At 68.3% G+C, this 15452-nt stretch carries 19 protein-coding genes; 12 read left to right on the forward strand and 7 right to left on the reverse strand.

Going from position 1 to position 15452, the window contains the following annotated elements:
* Positions 1-7: 7 nt before the first annotated feature.
* Together ACIA5C_RS43050 and ACIA5C_RS43055 are read left to right on the forward strand one after the other, a co-directional pair.
* Positions 8-358, forward strand: a complete 351-nt coding sequence (locus ACIA5C_RS43050; protein WP_396065989.1) for a hypothetical protein — start codon at positions 8-10, stop codon at positions 356-358.
* A 31-nt stretch (positions 359-389) separates the two neighbouring features.
* Positions 390-827 carry a VOC family protein gene (locus tag ACIA5C_RS43055; protein WP_396065991.1) on the forward strand — a complete coding sequence of 146 codons (438 nt, stop codon included), beginning with the start codon at positions 390-392 and terminating at the stop codon, positions 825-827.
* Between the two features lie 35 nt (positions 828-862).
* On the opposite strand, the gene ACIA5C_RS43060 is transcribed toward ACIA5C_RS43055, so the two are convergent.
* A complete protein-coding gene (locus ACIA5C_RS43060) occupies positions 863-1603 on the reverse strand; it encodes a dienelactone hydrolase family protein (RefSeq protein ID WP_396066177.1) in 741 nt (246 codons plus the stop codon).
* Positions 1604-1704: 101 nt separating this feature from the next.
* Here ACIA5C_RS43060 and ACIA5C_RS43065 point away from each other — a divergent pair, with 101 nt between their 5' ends.
* Both ACIA5C_RS43065 and ACIA5C_RS43070 read left to right on the forward strand, forming a co-directional pair.
* Positions 1705-2265 (forward strand): TetR/AcrR family transcriptional regulator, encoded by a 561-nt coding sequence (locus ACIA5C_RS43065; RefSeq protein WP_396065993.1) that lies wholly within the window; start codon positions 1705-1707, stop codon positions 2263-2265.
* A gap of 113 nt (positions 2266-2378) precedes the next feature.
* Positions 2379-3827, forward strand: coding sequence for a cellulose binding domain-containing protein (locus ACIA5C_RS43070; RefSeq protein ID WP_396065995.1), 1449 nt, complete (start codon positions 2379-2381; stop codon positions 3825-3827).
* Between the two features lie 144 nt (positions 3828-3971).
* Here the strand turns inward: ACIA5C_RS43070 and ACIA5C_RS43075 are convergent, their stop codons facing one another.
* Positions 3972-4571 carry a TetR/AcrR family transcriptional regulator gene (locus ACIA5C_RS43075; RefSeq protein WP_396065997.1) on the reverse strand — a complete coding sequence of 200 codons (600 nt, stop codon included), beginning with the start codon at positions 4569-4571 and terminating at the stop codon, positions 3972-3974.
* 310 nt (positions 4572-4881) lie between these two features.
* On the opposite strand from ACIA5C_RS43075, the gene ACIA5C_RS43080 reads away from it, so the two are divergent.
* Both ACIA5C_RS43080 and ACIA5C_RS43085 read left to right on the forward strand, forming a co-directional pair.
* Entirely contained in the window at positions 4882-6486 is a 1605-nt protein-coding gene (locus ACIA5C_RS43080) for a diguanylate cyclase (protein ID WP_396065999.1), read from the forward strand.
* 43 nt (positions 6487-6529) lie between these two features.
* Positions 6530-7348 carry an SAM-dependent methyltransferase gene (locus ACIA5C_RS43085; protein WP_396066001.1) on the forward strand — a complete coding sequence of 273 codons (819 nt, stop codon included), beginning with the start codon at positions 6530-6532 and terminating at the stop codon, positions 7346-7348.
* Between the two features lie 317 nt (positions 7349-7665).
* Here the strand turns inward: ACIA5C_RS43085 and ACIA5C_RS43090 are convergent, their stop codons facing one another.
* Positions 7666-8043 (reverse strand): hypothetical protein, encoded by a 378-nt coding sequence (locus tag ACIA5C_RS43090; RefSeq protein ID WP_396066003.1) that lies wholly within the window; start codon positions 8041-8043, stop codon positions 7666-7668.
* Positions 8044-8533: 490 nt separating this feature from the next.
* On the opposite strand from ACIA5C_RS43090, the gene ACIA5C_RS43095 reads away from it, so the two are divergent.
* A complete protein-coding gene (locus ACIA5C_RS43095; RefSeq protein ID WP_396066005.1) occupies positions 8534-8770 on the forward strand; it encodes a DUF397 domain-containing protein in 237 nt (78 codons plus the stop codon).
* Between the two features lie 148 nt (positions 8771-8918).
* Here ACIA5C_RS43095 and ACIA5C_RS43100 read toward each other — a convergent pair whose 3' ends face one another.
* Entirely contained in the window at positions 8919-9809 is an 891-nt protein-coding gene (locus tag ACIA5C_RS43100; protein WP_396066007.1) for a helix-turn-helix domain-containing protein, read from the reverse strand.
* Between the two features lie 297 nt (positions 9810-10106).
* On the opposite strand from ACIA5C_RS43100, the gene ACIA5C_RS43105 reads away from it, so the two are divergent.
* The 3 genes from ACIA5C_RS43105 (at position 10107) to ACIA5C_RS43115 (ending at position 11649) form a co-directional block, all read left to right on the forward strand.
* The gene (locus tag ACIA5C_RS43105) at positions 10107-10436 is read left to right on the forward strand and encodes a hypothetical protein (protein ID WP_396066009.1); all 330 of its coding nucleotides are present in this window, start codon (positions 10107-10109) and stop codon (positions 10434-10436) included.
* Positions 10433-10621, forward strand: a complete 189-nt coding sequence (locus tag ACIA5C_RS43110) for a hypothetical protein (protein WP_396066011.1) — start codon at positions 10433-10435, stop codon at positions 10619-10621. The genes ACIA5C_RS43105 and ACIA5C_RS43110 overlap by 4 nt, the downstream gene beginning before the upstream one ends.
* Positions 10622-11031: 410 nt before the next feature.
* Positions 11032-11649 (forward strand): DUF6518 family protein, encoded by a 618-nt coding sequence (locus ACIA5C_RS43115; RefSeq protein WP_396066013.1) that lies wholly within the window; start codon positions 11032-11034, stop codon positions 11647-11649.
* Here the strand turns inward: ACIA5C_RS43115 and ACIA5C_RS43120 are convergent.
* Positions 11596-12402 carry a potassium channel family protein gene (locus ACIA5C_RS43120; RefSeq protein WP_396066015.1) on the reverse strand — a complete coding sequence of 269 codons (807 nt, stop codon included), beginning with the start codon at positions 12400-12402 and terminating at the stop codon, positions 11596-11598. The two genes, ACIA5C_RS43115 and ACIA5C_RS43120, sit on opposite strands and share 54 nt — an antisense overlap.
* A 200-nt stretch (positions 12403-12602) precedes the next feature.
* Between ACIA5C_RS43120 and ACIA5C_RS43125 the strand changes: the two genes are divergently transcribed.
* Positions 12603-12905 carry a DUF3040 domain-containing protein gene (locus ACIA5C_RS43125; protein ID WP_396066017.1) on the forward strand — a complete coding sequence of 101 codons (303 nt, stop codon included), beginning with the start codon at positions 12603-12605 and terminating at the stop codon, positions 12903-12905.
* 4 nt (positions 12906-12909) lie between these two features.
* Here ACIA5C_RS43125 and ACIA5C_RS43130 read toward each other — a convergent pair whose 3' ends face one another.
* Positions 12910-13788, reverse strand: coding sequence for a phosphoribosylaminoimidazolesuccinocarboxamide synthase (locus ACIA5C_RS43130; RefSeq protein WP_396066019.1), 879 nt, complete (start codon positions 13786-13788; stop codon positions 12910-12912).
* Positions 13789-13924: 136 nt separating this feature from the next.
* Between ACIA5C_RS43130 and ACIA5C_RS43135 the strand changes: the two genes are divergently transcribed.
* Entirely contained in the window at positions 13925-15007 is a 1083-nt protein-coding gene (locus ACIA5C_RS43135) for a DNA cytosine methyltransferase (protein ID WP_396066021.1), read from the forward strand.
* Here ACIA5C_RS43135 and ACIA5C_RS43140 read toward each other — a convergent pair.
* Positions 15004-15444: a very short patch repair endonuclease gene (locus ACIA5C_RS43140; RefSeq protein WP_396066023.1), complete on the reverse strand. Its 441-nt coding sequence runs from the start codon at positions 15442-15444 to the stop codon at positions 15004-15006. The two genes, ACIA5C_RS43135 and ACIA5C_RS43140, sit on opposite strands and share 4 nt — an antisense overlap.
* Positions 15445-15452 lie beyond the last annotated feature (8 nt).

Here is a 15452-nt window from a genome sequence, read left to right on the forward strand (position 1 = left end):
AGTGGTCATGGACGTCGCCGGCTTCTGGACCAAGTCGTGGATCAACGACGACCGGCTCGCCGTTCGCAAGCTGCTCGCGCCGGACGTCGAGGTGGAGTGGAACCTCGACGCGGCGGTCGACGACGAGGAACTGCTGCGGATCCTGCACAAGATCGCGGTCTTCGCGGACTCGGTCTCGGTCGTCGCCCGGACGCCGGCCGAGGACGGCGCGGCGCTGGTCTACGACCTCGCGGCGCCTTTCGGCACCGCTCGGATGATCGAGTTTCTTGCGGTCGCCGACGGGCGGATCACCGAGGTACGCCAGGTGTACGACGTGACCGCGACCGACCGCTTCTTCCCGGGTCTCTACGAGCAGTAAAACTGTCGTACCCGTGGGCTACCGTGCCGGCATGCCATACGACTTTCAGATCGTGGTCGACTGTGCCGACCCGCATGCGATGGCCGACTGGTGGGCCGAGACTCTCGACTGGCGGGTCGAGCCGCAGGATGCGGCCTTCATCCGGCAGATGGTCGACCAGGGCTACGCGACCGAGGCCGAGACAACCACTCACCGGGGTGCGCCGGTGTGGCGCACCGGCGCGGCGATCAACCATCCCGATCCGCTGCCGAGCGGCGCCAAGCGCCGGGTCCTCTTCCAGACCGTGCCCGAGCCCAAGACGGTGAAGGACCGTCTTCACCTCGATGTCTGGGTCGGCGAGGCCGATCGCGACGCGGTGCGCGACAAGCTGCTCGCCCGCGGCGCGACGTTCCTGTGGGAGGGCCGTCAGGGGCCGCACTCGTGGTACACGATGGCCGACATCGAGGGCAACGAGTTCTGCATCACCTGAGGAGCCCGGCGACCCGAGCCCCCTCAGGCAGATGCTCAGCGCGTGCGGTCGAGCAGGGCGAACAGCGCTGCCCAGTGCCGTTCCTCGCCCGGCTGGTGGTACATCGCCGTGTCGGTCATGGTGTAGCCGTGCGGCGAGCCCTCGTAGAGCTCCGAGGTGTAGGTGACGCCGGCCTCGGACAGGGCGGTCTCGAGCGCTTTGATCTGGTCGGGTGTCATCGAGCCGTCGTTGTCGGCGTGGCCGAAATAGACCTCGCCGGTGATCGAGCCGACCCCGAGGTGCGGGCTGTCGGCCTCGTCGGTGACGACACGGCCGGCGTGGAAGCTGCCCAGCGCCTTGATCCGGTCCGGGAAGGCCTCCATCGCGATCAGCGCGTTCCGGCCGCCCATGCAGTAGCCGACGATCACGACCGGCCCGGCCGCCACACCGTCCTGCGCGGCGAAGAAGTCGAGGTACGTCGCGGTGTCGGCGGTCAGTCGCTCCTGGGTGAGCGCCTGCATCATCGGCATCAGGCGGCCGAAGGTGGCGCCCCGCTTCTCCGGGTCCTGAAGGTCGGCCGGGTCGACCAGCGGCGAGCGGCCGCCGCGGTAGAGGATGTTGGGGGCGAGCACGGCGTACCCGCGCTCGGCGATCCGCGCCGCCATCTCGGCGATCCGCGGGCGGAGCCCGAAGGCGTCCATGAACAGCAGCACGCCCGGGTACTGTCCGTCACCTTCCGGGCGAACCAGGTAGGCATCCGCCGTGCCGTCCGCAGTGGGGATGTCTACCGTCGTCATCGTTGTCGACACGCGCGCCTCCTGCGCAAAATGCGGTTCTTGAGCATCGCGACCGTACACCAACCGGGGATACGTCCCCGCAAACGTCGTACTCTTTGTCCATGGCCACCCGATTGCGCGCGGATGCGGAGCGCAACCGTGCCGCCCTGCTCCACGCGGCCCGGGAGATCTTCGGCGAGCACGGGCTCGACGCCTCGCTCGACGAGATCGCCCGGCGGGCCGGGGTCGGCAACGCGACGCTCTACCGGCGGTTCCCGAGCCGCCGCGATCTGATCGCCGAGGTCTTCGCCGACCAGATGACCGAGTGGGTGGACCTCGCCGACCGGTCTCTCGCCGACTCCGACGCCTGGCACGGCTTCGTCGCCTACGTGACCCGCGTCTGCGAGATGCAGGCGACCGACCGCGGTCTTTCCGATCTGCTGGTCAGCGCCAGCTTCGACGACGACGAGCGACTGGCCCGGTTGCGCGCGACCGCCCAGCGCGGCGCCGTCGAGGTGATCGAGCGGGCGCAGCGGGCGGGCGTGCTGCGGGCGGACTTCACCCGGCTCGACATCCGGATGTTGATGATGGCGAACGCCGGTGTCGCCGTCCGCTCACCCGTCCCGGAGGACTGGCGCCGCCACCTCACGCTCTTCCTCGAGGGCGTGACTACCGGTCGGTAACGCGACTGCTACGTCAGGTCATTTAAGGATGTTTAAGGTCCGTACAAGGTCCTGTAAGGGCTGACCGGACCAGGATTAGCTCCCGTCGTCACCCCTTGCGATCGGAGTCATCCATGCAACGCAGCCGCCTGCGTCTGGCCATCTACACCTCCGCGGCCGCCCTCGCGGTCGGCGGCGGGGCCGTCGCGGCGTTCGCGGCCACGTCCCCGAGCACCAAGGCCGCGGCCGGTCTCAGCGCCGTCTTCAGCACGGACAGCAATTGGGGGTCGGGCTACCAGGCCAGGTACACGATCACCAATAACACCGGTGCGACGGTGAACGGCTGGACGCTCGGCTTCGGTCTCCCGTCGAGCGCGAAGCTGGGCAGCTTCTGGGACGCGACGATCACCACCGCGGGCTCGACCGAGACGGCGAAGAATCCGGGCTACGCCCCGACGATCGCACCGGGCGCGTCCGCGACGTTCGGCTTCATCGTGGCCGGCAGCGGCGCCCCGACGAGCTGCACGATCAACGGCGCCTCGTGCGCCGGGGGTGGCGGCACCGTGACGACCGCACCCACGACGGCCCCGACCAAGGCGCCGACAACCACGCCGACGACCGCCCCGACCACGAAGCCGACCACGGCCCCGCCGACCAAGCCGACGACGGCCCCCCCGACCACCTCGGCGCCGAGCGGCGGTGGCAACGTGCTGGTCGCCCCGTACGTCGACATGGGGCTGCTCTCCAACGGCTCGACCACGCTGGCCCAGCTCGGTACCAGCGGCAACCTGAAGTCGTACAGCCTCGCCTTCGTCACCAGCGTCGGCTGCAAGGCCAGTTGGTTCAACGCCTTCGACCCGCGCTCCAAGCAGTTCGCCGACCAGTTTTCAGCGGTCCGCTCGGCCGGTGGTGACGTGAAGGTGTCGTTCGGCGGCGCGACCGGCATCGAGCTGGCCCAGGCCTGCACCTCGACCAGCGCCCTGCAGGCCGAGTACCAGGCGGTCGTCAGCGCCTACAACCTCAAGTACGTCGACTTCGACATCGAGGGCGCGGCCGTGGCCGACCCGACCACGATCGCCCGCCGTTCGACCGCGATCGCCGCGCTGCAGAAGGCCAACCCGGGCCTCAAGGTCTCGCTGACCCTGCCGGTGCTGCCGGAGGGCCTCACCGCGGACGGCGTCAACGTGGTCAAGTCGGCCAAGAGCGCCGGCGTCGACCTCGACCTGGTCAACATCATGGCGATGGACTACGGCCGCTCCGGCCAGGACTACGGCGACCTCGCGATCCAGGCCGTCAAGTCGACCAAGGACCAGATCAAGGCGGTCTACGGCAACAGCGACGCGGCCGCCTTCAAGATGGTCGGCGTGACCCCGATGCTCGGCCAGAACGACGACGGCGGCAAGTTCACCCAGGGCGACGCCAAGGACCTGGTCGCCTTCGCCAACAGCAACCACCTCGGCTTCATGTCTTTCTGGGAGCTCAACCGCGACAAGAACGCCTGCAGCGGCGCGCTGTTCCAGTGCACCAACGTCACCCAGTCGCCGTTCGAGTTCTCCAAGATTTTCGCGGCCTTCAAGGGCTAGCCGGCAGTACGGGCTGAAGGCTCGCGGAAGGGGGCCGGCCTGGCGGGGCCGGTCCCCCACAGGAACCACATCGAAATACATCCCCGAAGAAATGGCGATGCCCCGGGCCCCCACCCGGGGCATCGCAATTTCTCCGGCCGAGATCTAGGCGAAGCCTCGGCCCGCCTCGGCGAGCGCTTCCCGTACGACGTCCCACAGGCTGCGTCCCGGCGGCCCCTCCTGCCAGAGGTGGACCGAGACCCGCAGCCCCAGGAGAAAGGCCGCCGACGTCATTCGCACGCGTACGGAAAGAGGGTCTTGATCTTTTGATCGGGACGCCACCTCGGCCGAGAGTTCGCGCTCGAGGGCGGCGAACGTCTGCACCTGGGCCGCGATGAGTGACGGGTGGGCCCGGATCAACCGGCTCTGCGCCACCCACTGCGGGTCGAGATCGCCCAGTTGGCCGACGAAGCGCTCGGCCGCCGCGGTCAGCGCGGTCCACGCCGATTCCGCGGCCGGGCGCTCCCGCACCATCTCGATCAGCGTCTGTATGCGCTGGAAGTCGCCGTACATCAGCGCTTCCTCTTTGCTCCCGAAATAGTTCGAGAACGTACGCCGGGAGACGCCGGCGTCGTCGGCGATCGCCTCGACCGTCACCCGCTCGGCACCGTGCTCGATGGCCAGGCGCACCGCCGCGTCGTGCAGTGACTGCCGGGTCGCGGCCTTCTTGCGTTCGCGGAGACCCGGCTCAGCCGTCGTGCTCATGCTTCGAGCCTACCGACGCCGGCCCCGCCGCCCCGTCACTGAAGTTGCACACCGGGAAGGGAAGCTTCTGTGAGCAATCTGGCACCGTCGGGATCCCGATAGCGCACGCCACGTCCGATCCACGCAACACCACGGAGCGCACGGTGTCAGTGAGCAGATCGTGACAAGCGAGAAGGATCACCACGCATAGCGTGGGACCAGTGTTGACCCAGAGCTAACCTTCGGGAACGGAGAGCTGATCTTCCGCGGTTTCTCTCATCCGGGGCCCGATGGTGTCGATGCTTCGCGGTGTGTGGGGAGGGGTGAACCTGTGGACTGGTCCGTAATCGACGCCGGCGCGCTGTCCGCTGCCCTCCTCGAGCTCGAGGACACCATCAGCTGGGACCCCGAGGACGACTTCCGGCGTTCCCGCGAACTGGAGCAGCAGGCGCTCGCCATCGGCGACGAGCTGCTGGCCGCCCGCGCCCGGCTCTGCCAGGCCAACATGCGCCTGCGGGCCGGCGACGTGGCCGCCGCGGCCCGCCGCATCTGGAAAGTGCACCAGTGGGCGGTCGAACACGACGCCCGGCAGCTGCGTGCCCGCACCCACCTCGTGTGGGCGACGATCCACCGCTACCTCGGCGACGCCGCACAATGCCTCGAGCACTCGGTGCAGGCCGTCGAGCTGCTCGACGACAGCGCCACCGTGCACATGCAGATCTGGCACCGGGTCAAGCTGGCCGACGCGCTCGCGCTGGCCGGGTCGTACGAGGCCGCCCGCGGCCGCTACCAGCAGGCCGAGGACCTGGCTTGGGCGCATGGCAACCTCGAGCTGGCCCTGGCCGTGCTCAACAACTATGCCTACAACGAGCTCGGCAGCGGCAACGCGGCCGGCGCGCAGCAGATCATCGACCGGATGCGCCGCGAGTCGGAGCTGGCCGGCCGCCGCATCGATCCGTCCAAGCTGGACACCATCGGCGCGATCGAGATCGGCAACGGGCGCTACGCCGAGGCCGAACACACCCTCGAGCTGGCGATTCAGCGCTACCGGCTGGGTGAGTTCAACGACAACGCCGACTCGCTGTCCGTCTTCTATCTCAACCTCGCCCGCGCGCAACGCGGGCTCGGGGCGTACGACCGGGCGCAGCGCAGCCTCGACGAATGTCGCGTGCTGAGCACCGAGCGCGAACTGGCCGACAGCCTCGTCCGCATCGAGCAGGAACAGGCCGAGCTGCACGCGGCCCGCGGTGAGTTCGCGGACGCGTTCGCCGTACACAAGAAGTTCTTCACCGCCTTCAACCAGCTGCACTCCCAGCAGCGGGAGGCACAGGCCCGCACGCGACAGGCGATGTTTGAGACCACCGAGGCCCGGCAGGAAGCCGAACGCTTCCGCGAGCAGGCCCGCCGGGACCCGCTGACCGGCCTGCACAACCGGCGGTACGTCGACGAGGAACTGCCGGCCCTGCTCGACGCCGACCCGGCGCTCACCGTGGCGATCGTCGACCTCGACCACTTCAAGCAGATCAACGACCGGCTCTCGCACGACGTCGGCGACCAGGTGCTGATCATGGCGGCCAAGCTGATGGAGACCGAACTGGCCGCGGTCACGCCGGACGGGTTCGTCGCTCGCCTGGGCGGTGAGGAGTTCCTGATGGTGCTGCCGGCGACCCCGGTCGGCCGCGCGGTAGCCCTGCTCGACGGCATCCGCCAGACCATCGGCGACTACGACTGGCAGGAGATCGCGCGAGGCCTCCCGGTCACGGTCAGCATCGGTGTGGCGGGAGTGGCCGAGGCCGAAACCCACACCCAGGCCGGGCTGCTGTCCACTGCGGACAGAAATTTGTACGCCGCCAAGCACTGCGGACGTGACCGCGTCATGTCGGGAGTGCCCTACGACGACCACGTTCGGTCCTTTCGCGACGCCTCTGCCGCTTGAACATTCCGTTACTCTTTACCGCACTGATGGACTTGGTGGGGAGGTGCCGGTGCAGCACGGTAACGACGAGGTCGCTCCGCCCGGAGTCAACATCAACGTGCCCCACTCCGCCCGCATATACGACTACTGGCTGGGCGGCAAGGACAACTTCGCCGTCGACCGGGCGGTCGGCGAGGCCATGATCCAGGCGATCCCCGGCATGCGTTACATGGCCGGCGAAAACCGCAAGTTCGTCCACCGGGCGGCCCGCGATCTGGTGGCCCAGGAGGGCATCCGCCAGTTCCTCGACATCGGCACCGGCATTCCGACCCGGCCCAACCTGCACGAGATCGCCCAGGAGCTCGAACCCGAGGCCCGGGTGGTCTACGTCGACAACGACCCGATCGTGCTGGTCCACGCCCGCGCCCTGATGATCAGCAAGCCGGAGGGCCGGTCGGAATACATTTCGGCCGACATCCGCGACCCCGAGTCCATTCTGAGCGACAAGACGCTGCGCGACACCCTCGACTTCGGCAAGCCGGTCGGCCTGACGCTGATCGCGATCCTGATGCTGCTGGCCGACGAGGACGACCCGTGGGGCAAGGTGGCCGAACTGCGCGACGCGTTGCCGTCCGGCAGCTGCCTGGCCATCACCCACCCGACGGCCGATTTCAACCCGGTCGAGGTCGGGGAGGCGGTGGCCGCGGCGACCGGAGCGGGGATGACGCTGGTCGCTCGTGACCGCTCGGCAGTGGCCCGCTTCTTCGGCGACTGGGAACTGCTCGAACCGGGCATCGTCCCGGTCTCCGGCTGGCGCCCCGACGAGGCGGTGGCTTCACCCGAGGCGGCCTATTACTGGGCCGGAGTGGCCCGCAAACCCTGATTCGCCGCTGCCCTGAGCGCGCTCTGCCGGGGCCGATCCAAGCCCGGCCTGCTGGTCTGAAACCGGCCTGCTGGTCTGAGCCCGGCCTGCTGGTCTGAGCCCGGCCTGCTGGTCTGAGCCCGGCCTGCTGGGCGGCTGATCTGAGTCGGCTCGCTGGGCGGCTGATCTGAGCCGGCTCGCTGGGCGGCTGATCTGAGCCGGCTCGCTGGGCGGCTGATCTGACCCACGAGCCGCGGCTTGCGGGGCGGCTGAGCCGCCTGGGGTTGGAGGCCGGTCGGGCGGCCTGGCACGGGGGAACCGGACCGCCCGACCGGGGTCTAGGGGGTGTTGCTCAAGCCCGCAAGCCGCGTGCGCTTGCGGGCCGGTGGCGGCGCCGGGAGGCGCTCCGCTCGGATCAGGACCTGGCGTCGGTCGCCCTCGCGACCGGACGAATCGACCACGACGCCCTCGGCCTCGACCCAAGTGTCACCCTCCTGGGCGACTTGACGTGACCACTCGACGTGCACGAGGCGTAACCGAAGTGGCCCGTTGCCGTGGCGATAGTCGGCCTCGGCGAACTCGTGCTCGAGCCAGCGCTCGCCCAGCCGGAGACGCCCATCACGGATGATGGGCGCCGAAAGCGCACGAACAGGGATATCACCGGCGCGGCGGCCCCGCATGCAGCGGACGAGGTCAATGGCGCGCGTCGGAATCATCCTCCTCAGCCGGCGGTCGATGGTCGGCGGTCCTCACGTCGGGGCGGGCCAGGGCGTATCGGACGCCGCCAAATCGGTGCGTAACGGTGGTGGCACGGGCCGACGCCGCGGTCACGTCGTCGGTCCGGGGCTCGTCGCGGAGGACGGGCGCAGGGTTTCCCCGACGCGGTACGTCCACCGCATCGGGGTCACCCGAATCAGCATGCTCTGGCCCGATATTGGGTATGGACATTCTCGTCACCTCTCGCTCGGGCGCCCCCGCCAAGGAGCCTTACGCCGAGGCCGCGAACGCCATTCCGCGACCGGACCGTCACCCAAAGATGTCACCCTCAGTGACCCCCATTGGGTACCGCATGTGCGTTATCATGCTCACAATCCCGTGAGTTCGCAAGGCCAAATGCACGTGCATTTGCACGTTGTGGCGGAGGGTGTTCGCGGGACTACCCGACTCCGGGCGATCCCCGACCGGAGAAGACATAGGGAGCTTCAAATGACGCACGCGGTTAACGGCATCCCCGCCGGCCAGTTGGTGGGTGTCGCCTGGCAGAAGAGCCGCCGGAGCAACCCCAGCGGCAACTGCGTCGAATGCGCGTTGCTGCCCGACGGCTCGGTCGCCGTGCGCAACTCTCGGGACCCCGAGGGTCCGGCGCTGATCTACACGCCGGCGGAGATCGAGGCTTTCCTCGGCGGCGTGCGCGACGGCGACTTCGACAACCTGCTCGCCTGAACGGCGCGCTAAAACACCGAAGGTGTACGAGTCACCCGGCTCGTATCAACCCGCTCGCCTGAACGGCGTGCTGAGACACCGAAGGCGTACGAGCCGCCTGGCTCGTACGCCTTCTTAGACTTTGCCCGCTTTGCGGTCTCGGCCGGCCTCAGGCCGGTCGACCGACCTCGTGCAGAAGCTTGCCGAGGATTTCCGGCGTGTGGTTGGGCGGCTCGGCGTCGATGCAGACCCGCTCCATGGCCATCGCGTACTGATCGACGTCCTCGCGCTTGTCGAGGTAGATGGCGCTGGTCAGCTGCTCGACGTAGACCACGTCGGGCAGCTCCGGCTCCGGGAACCGCAGGATCGCGAACGGCCCGCCCGCGGCGGCGTGGCCGCCCGCGTTGAACGGAATGATCTGCAGCCGTACGTTCGGCCGCTTGGCCGCCTCGATCAGGTATTCGATCTGTGCCTTCATCACGTCGACGCCACCGATCGGGCGCCGCAGCACGGCCTCGTCGATGACCGCCCACAACTGCGGCGAGTCGGAGCGCTCGAGGACCTGCTGCCGCTGGCGGCGCAGCTCGACCCGACGGTCCATCTCGTCGACCGTGACGCCGGCGTGGCCGAGCATGATCACGGCACGGGCGTAGTCGGGCGTCTGGAGAAGGCCCGGCACGAACTGGATCTCATAGGTGCGAATCAGCGTGGCCGCCGCCTCGAGCCCCAGATAGGACTGGAACCATCCCGGCAGGATGTCGCTGAACTGCTGCCACCAGCCGGGGTTGTTGGCCTGGCGGGCGAGGCCGAGCAGCGCCTCGCGCTCGTCGGAGTTGGCCACCCCGTAGAGGGTCAGGAGATCGGCGACGTCACGCTCCTTGAAGCTGACCCGCCCGAGCTCCATGCGACTGATCTTGGAACCGGAGGCCCGGATCTCCCACCCGGCGTCCTCACGGGTGATGGCCTTGCCCTCCCGCAGCCGGCGCAGCTGCGCGCCCAGCAGGATGCGCAGCACGGTGGGGCCGCTGCCCGGCGCCTCCTCCTGCGTACCCGCGCTCACCTTGCTCCTTGTCGCCGCTGTGAAATGGCCTGCCGGCCGCAGTCCCCAAGCATCTTAGGGGGGAGATCGTTCATGACGGAACTGCTCAAGCTTAACGCCCACGGCATTCGCCCGTAGCGGATGCACGTGCATCCGGCCTTGCGATTGCACTTGTTCGCGAGCATGATAGCTGACAGACACGTACCACCTGCTGACAGAGCGTGTCTAAAAGTTCGGCTTCTCGGCCGACGCGTCCAGCCGGGCGGCGAACGCCGCCGACCTGACGACCGAGTCCCGAGACCTGGGAGGCCCCCCGCGATGTCCATGGCACCGACGTCCACCCCGACTCTCGCACCACCTCAGCGCGATCCGGCCGACGTCGCACCGGCCGACAGCTACCACCCGGCTGACCCGGTCTGGGTTTACCGCGACGGCTGGCGGGCCGGCATCATCGAGGCCGCCTCCCCGCGCGCGGTGACCGTGACCTACCGGCCGGGCGCCCATCGCGGCACCGGGGTCGACACGTTCACGGCGCCTTATGTGACCGCTCGCTCGAGCGAAGACCCGGCTCTCGACCGTCGTGGCCGCAACCAGTTCGGTCGCCCGGCCACCCTGCACGGTCTGCCGCTGCGGCACTCGGCCGCATGACCGGCGCGGTGGCGGTCGCCGCCTTCGTCGGTCTGCTCAGCCTGCTCGGCGGCGTCGCCCTGGGGTGGTACCTGCGGCGGACCAACGAGTGGTGCCCCGGCTGCGGTGACCAGCTGGGCTGCGAGCGCTGCCGGCAAGCCGCCGACCTCCCCCGCTCGACGATGACGTCGCAGATCCGGCCGTAGCTCTCCTCGCGGTCTCAGCCTGGCTTCCCGGGGCTGAGGCCGCTTTTTCGCGTCCTGGACTCTCCGTGACGATCTCGCCGGGGAGGGCGCCCGAACGGGCTACGTGAGTGTTACCCGAAGGAAGTAGTCGGCTTCCCCCGAACGGACGACGTCGCTCCGTACCTTTCGGCCGACAACCGACCGGACCGAGGCGATTTGTGCGCCGGAATTTGCGTCTGGCGATAAGTCCGAACTCGGGAAAAATGCGAGGGACAATTCGATCTAGGGCCGCTGAGCTGCGAAGACTCTTCCCGTCAGCGTTTCCGTTCGCTTCGGAATCACTCGAACGAGTTGCCCGCCGTCGCCAGAAAAGGTCGGCGCCGCCGCCGTATCAATCATGCGTTTGGCGCCGACTTGGCACACTTCGTCGGGTGCGGGATGATCATCGATCGGGAGTAGCGGTCGCCACGGTCGTCGGTGCCGTCGTTCTGGGCGCCGTCGACCTGCTGCTCCAACGCGTGCTGCCCTACCCGTGGGCCAACCTGGCCAACTCGAGCGCGATCTGGGCGCTCGCCGCGTACGGGCTCGGGCTCTGGGTGCGTACGCCCTGGTGGCGGGCCGCAACCGCGGGCGCCGTGCTGCTCGTGATCGCCGTACCGGCCTACTACCTGGCCGCGGCGATCTTCCTGCACGACGAGATCTCGTTGGCGTGGGACCGGACGGCGCTGCTGTGGATGGCGTTCGGCGTGCTGGCCGGCCTGGTGTTCGGGTTCGGGGCCACCCTGGTGCGGTCGTCCGGCTGGCAGCAACTGGCCGCGGTGGCGCTGCCGGGCGCGGTGCTCTTCGCGGAGGCCCTGGTCGCGGCTCTGCGGGGCGGCGACGCGGCCTACCGGCGCGACCAGATCCACACGGCGTTCATCGAGGTCACGCTCGGTCTGGCGGTGATCCTCGTGGTCGGGCGCACCGGGCGGCAGCGGATCGGCGGGCTGATCGCCTCAGTGCCGCTGGCGGTGATCGGGTTCGCGGGATTCAAGCTCGGGGGGTTCTGACGGGTGCCCCTTGAGCTCGGCCACCTCGGCGCGGAGCTTGCGCACCTCGTGCAACAGCAGGGCGACGTCGGCGCGTGTCGCGGCACCGTTCGGACGCTCGGAGTCGGAGAGCTGATCGATGATCCAACTGGCCAGCGAGCCGGTGGTGAAACCGATCAGACCCAGGCCGCCGACCATCAGCGCCAGCGCGACCAGACGGCCCTCGAGCGTTTCCGGATAGAGGTCGCCGTAGCCGACCGTGGTGATCGTGCAGACCGCCCACCACAGCGCCTGCGGATAGCTGGTGATGTTGCTGCGCGGGTGGCCGCGCTCGGCCTCCAGCACGGCGAGCCCGGCCATCAGCACGATCAGCCCGGTGGTGGCGACGACGTAGAGGGCCAGGCGGCCACGCGTCCACGACACGGCGTGCCGATTCAGCACGCGCAGGGCGTTCAGCAGGCGGAGCGCCCGCAACGGCCGCAAAACCGGCAAGATCAAAACCGAGAGATCAAACCAATGCGTACGCACGAAGCGAACCTTGTTGTGGGACAGCAGGAGCCGAGCGACGTACTCGACGCAGAAAACACCCCAGATGAGCAGGTCGCCGACCTCGCAGACGTTCCGCCAGTGGTCATCCATGCCCGGCTCGAGAATCGGCCACGCGTAGACCGCGATGAAGAAAATCGACAGCAAGGTCAACGGGTACGCGGTCAGGTGCTCCCAGCGGTGCAGGCGTTGCTCGGGATCCCTGGCCCGCACGCGTTCCTTGCCCATGAGCGCAGCTTGCCTGATTTTCGTGGCCGCCAGGTTTCCTTCCGCACCAGTTCCTTCGCGCGCATGCCGAGGCGTACACCGGAAAGGCTCAACCCCGACGGCGCCGGCCCGGATCGGCAGATCGTGCACGCGGGCGTTTTGGCGCCCGCGGCGCGGGTAGGCCTCTGCCGTTGCCCTTCCGGCCGTGGAGGTGGTCCCCGGTGCTCGACCCCAACGAGAAGGTCGTCTTCGACGGCATGGTCAACCGCTTGCGCGACGACGACCCGACCTTCCTGCGCAAAATCGAACGAATCGGCCGCCCCCGCCGCAACCTGCGGGTCGCGGTGGCCGTTCTGCTGTGGACGCTGACGCCGGTGTGCATCGTCTTCGGCGGCGCGACCGGCGTGCTCATGGCAGTCATCGCCGCCGGTTACGGGGCATTCCTGGTCACCAAGCGGGATGGCCGCGACAGCCAGCCCGCCTGGGGAGCGTCACCACACCGGCGCCCGGGAGCGCCGCTGTAAGTCTTTACCGCCAGGTGTCGCCGGTCAGCCGCTCGTAGACCTCGACGTACCGGTTGCGGGTGGCCTCGACGACCTCCTCCGGCACCTCCGGCCCTGGCTCAGTGCGGTTCCAGTCGGTCTCGTTGGTCGCCCAGTCGCGCAGGAACTGCTTGTCCAGGTAGCGCTGGGTGCCGCCCGGCTTCCACTCGTCGGCCGACCAGAACCGCGACGAGTCCGGCGTCAACAGTTCGTCCGCCAGCAGCAGACTCCCGTCCGCCGCCACCCCCAGCTCGATCTTGGTGTCGGCGATGATGATGCCGTTGGCCCGGGCGATCTCCGACCCCCGCCGGTAAACCTCGAGCGTGATCCGCCGCAACTCCTCGGCCCGCTCATCCCCCACGGCCGCCCCCACCTCGGCGAACGTCATGAACTCGTCATGCCCCTCGCCCGGCGGCACCTTGGTGGTCGGGGTAAAAATCGGCTCGGGCAGGTCGGAGCCCTCGATCAGCCCCGGCGGCAGCGCCACACCGGACACGGCGCCGTCCCGCTCGTACTCCTTGAGACCGGAACCGGCCAGATAGCCGCGGGCGATGCACTCCACCATGACCATCTCGAGCCGCCGGCACCTAACCGCCCGGCCGGCCCACTGGGCGGGCACGTCGGTCGCGGAGACGATGTGGTTGGGAACGACGCTGCTGAGCTGGTCGAACCACCAGAGAGAGAGCTGGGTGAGGATCTTGCCCTTGTCGGGGATCGGCGTAGGCAGCACCACGTCATAGATCGACACCCGATCCGACGCGACCAGGAGGATGTCATCGCCGTCGGCGTAGACCTCACGGACCTTTCCCGAGTGCAGCAGCTCCACTTGTTCCCCTTTGCGGCGTGTCCGGGCGTGCCGGTTCACGCTATCTGACGCCCGGAAGGAGCCGCCGAGGACCGGTATGCCCGCTCACCACTACCGTAGAGATCGAGAGCGGTGCTGGATGACACGCCGGCAGGGTCTGACAAGGCGGGTGCCGCGCCGGCTAAAGTACTGGACCATGGCACAAACGTTCCAAGTTGTCGACCTATTCGCCGGGTGTGGCGGTTTAACTGCCGGTTTGCACCGGACGGGTCGCTATCAGACCGTTGGTGCCGTTGAGATCGATCTAGCCGCCGCAACGACGTACGCCGAGAACTACGGCAAGGAGCTGATCAAGCCGGGCAGCATCGTCGACTGGCACCCGGCGGGCCTAGCCGCCACCGCGGACGTCATCGTGGGTGGCCCACCCTGCCAGGGCTTCTCCAACCTCGGCGCCAAGCGTCTGGACGACCCTCGTAACCAGCTCTGGCGCGAATACGTCCGGGTGTTGACCGAAGTCAAGCCGAAGGCGTTCCTGATCGAGAACGTCGACCGGTTCGCCCGGAGCGAGGAGTTCCTTGCGCTCCAGGACGAGACACAACCCGGTGGCCGGCTGGAGAACTACGAGCTCGACTGGACCGTGGTGAACGCCGCCGAGTTCGGCGCGGCCCAGATCCGGAAGCGCACGATCGTGATCGGCACACGACGCGACCTCGCGCCGATCAGGATCCCTCAGGGAACGATTCCCAAGGAGAAATGGCGCACGGTCGGCGATTGTCTGGCCAATCTTCCGGCGTACGTACCGGAAACAGATCAGCTTCTGCCGGAGGTAACCGTCGCACCGCACGGACCACGAGTGCCAGGAGCGTTCCGCGGGCTCACTCTTCATCTGACGCGGGAATACCGGGACATCTCGAAGGAGCGGTTTCGTTGGATACCTGCGGGTGGCAATCGATTCGATTTACCCGATGAGCTGAAAAGTCCATGTTGGATCAAGCACACTTCCGGCTCGGGTGACGTCATGGGCCGGCTGCGATGGGATCGTCCATCGGTAACCATCCGCACCGAGTTCTTCAAACCCGAGAAGGGGCGTTATCTGCATCCGACGCAGGATCGGGCGATCACGCACCTGGAAGCGGCGCGGATTCAGGGCTTCGAAGATTCGTTCAGGTGGTGTGGATCGAAGGTCCAGATCGCTCGGCAGATCGGCAATGCGGTCCCGGTCGAGCTCGCCGAGGCCATGGGCAAGCACATCGCTGAGAGTCTGGACACCCGGCTCTAGATCGGTTGCCCGGCGCGCTTGGCCAGAACCTCGTCCCGGATGCGGGCGGCCGCTTCCGCCGGATCCTCGTGCTCCCAGATCCGAACGACCTTCCAGCCGAGCTCGTGCAGGTGTTCGTTCGTGGCCGCATCACGCGCCTGATTCTTGGCCAGCTTCGTGGCCCACCAGTCCGAGTTAGCAGCCGGGCTGGTCCGGTGCTCGGGGCACTGGTGCCAGAAGCAACCGTCCACAAAGACGGCGACATGAGCCTTGGTGAAGGCGATGTCCACCGACCGCCTCGGAATGCCGGGGATGGGCCAGGTCACACGGAACCGAAGACCCCAAGCATGCAGGACTCTTCGGATCGCCACCTCAGGCTTGGTGTCCCGTCGCCGCTGACGGCTCATCCGGCCCGAGACACCGGCCGAGCTGGGAACCGGGGAGCCATTGGCCGACATGTCGGTCA

It is taken from the genome of Actinoplanes sp. NPDC051343 (assembly GCF_044455125.1).
Classification (GTDB): domain Bacteria; phylum Actinomycetota; class Actinomycetes; order Mycobacteriales; family Micromonosporaceae; genus Actinoplanes.